The sequence below is a fragment of the Actinomycetota bacterium genome (assembly GCA_005774595.1).
Taxonomy (GTDB): Bacteria; Actinomycetota; Coriobacteriia; order Anaerosomatales; family D1FN1-002; genus D1FN1-002.
The window spans coordinates 1-1,655 of sequence record VAUM01000377.1; the positions used below are offsets into that span (position 1 = coordinate 1).

Consider the following 1,655-nt stretch of genomic DNA (forward strand, 5'->3'; position numbering starts at 1 on the left):
CGCGGGCACTGCCCATCGACCAGATGGTGGACCCGTCCGCGCTCGTCCACAGGACCGTGCGGACGTTCGAGCGTGTCGGCAACCAGTCGGCGAGCTCGGTCGAGAGCCAGTCGTCCGGCGGGCGCGTGTTCGACGCGCTGAACTCGTAGAACTCGTCCCACTCGGAGTAGTTGTCCGCCTGCAGGATCAGGCGGTCGGCGCGCATCGAGAGGTAGGTGTCGAACTCCTCGAGCCGGTCGGCCGCCCGGAGCTCGGCCGCCTGCTCGTTGAGCGTGATCGTGATTCCCGTGAGCAGGAGCGCCGACCCGCCGAGCACGAGCAGGATCGTCAGCAGGATCGTGAGCGTCAGCCGCGCGCGCAGCGTGGGCGCGCCCGGGTATGCATGCTCGGGTGTCGTCGCGGGCTCGGACATCGGCCCCTCCTCGCGACCAGTATCGTTCCAGCAGGCCCGTGGGGACAAACACGCGCGCGACGAACGGCGCCGCGCCGCGCCGCCCGGGACGTCAGGCCGCGTCGCGCCGTGCCGCCCGCCGGGCGCCGGCGACCTTGATGACGTCGATGGCGACGAACGGCACGAGCACCGACACCGCGACGGCCAGCCAGTCCGCGAGTCCGAGCGGCTGCGTCCCGAAGATGCGCTGCAGCGACGGTGCGTAGATCACGGCCGCCTGGAGCGCCACAGAGCCCGCGAGGCCTGCGAGCAGCCACTTGTTGCGGAGCGACTCCGGCGAGAAGACCGTGCGCGTGTCCGAGATGAAGTCGAAGGCGTGCAGCAGCTGGACCAGCACCATCGCCGTGAACAGCATGGTCTGCGCGTGGGCCGGGCTATCGACCGGGAACAGCTTGTACTCGGTCCCGAAGAAGACGATCAGTCCGGCGAGCGTCATCAGCGCGCCCTGCACGACGATCTGCCGCTGACGGAGGCCTGTGAGCATCGACTCGTCGGTGCCGCGGGGCTTGCGCTGCATCACGCGGGGCGAGCCGGGGTCGACGCCGAGCGCGAGCGCGGGCGGCCCGTCGGTGACGAGGTTGATCCACAGCAGCTGGAGGGCGGAGAGTGCGGGGACCGGGGAGAACAGCGCCGTGATGAAGACGATGAGCACCTCGGACATGTTGCACGACAGCAGGAACAGCACGACCTTGCGCAGGTTGTCGAAGATGATGCGGCCTTGGCGGACCGCCTCGACGATGGTCGCGAAGTTGTCGTCGGCCAGCACCATATCGGCCGCCTCGCGCGAGACGTCGGTGCCGACCAGCCCCATCGCCACGCCGATGTCGGCGCGCTTCAAGGCCGGGGCGTCGTTCACGCCGTCGCCGGTCATCGCGACGATCTCGCCGTTCGCTTTCAGCGCCTCTACGATGCGCAGCTTGTGCTCCGGGTTCACGCGTGCGTAGACGCGGATGTCCTCGACCGCGCGAGTGAGATCCTCGTCGCTCATCGCCTCGAGCTCGGGACCTGTCACCACCCGCTCGTGGTCTAGGATTCCAACGCGAGCCGCCACGGCGCGTGCAGTGAGTGCGTGGTCGCCGGTCACCATGGCGACCTTGATCCCCGCGCTGTGGCACTCGGCGACCGCATCGGGCACTTCTGCGCGGGCGGGGTCTACGAGCCCGATGATGCCGACGTACTCCAGGCCGGTCTCCAGGTGATCCCC

The 1,655-nt window shown here is 69.4% G+C and carries 2 protein-coding genes; both read right to left on the minus strand.

Features of this window, described 5'->3' with window-relative positions:
• Positions 1 to 412, minus strand: a 412-nt coding sequence (locus FDZ70_10250; GenBank protein TLM66850.1) for a hypothetical protein, incomplete at its 3' end; no start/stop codon positions are given.
• A gap of 91 nt (positions 413 to 503) precedes the next feature.
• Positions 504 to 1,655 (minus strand): HAD family hydrolase (locus FDZ70_10255; protein ID TLM66851.1); only part of this gene is annotated, 1,152 nt, incomplete at its 5' end.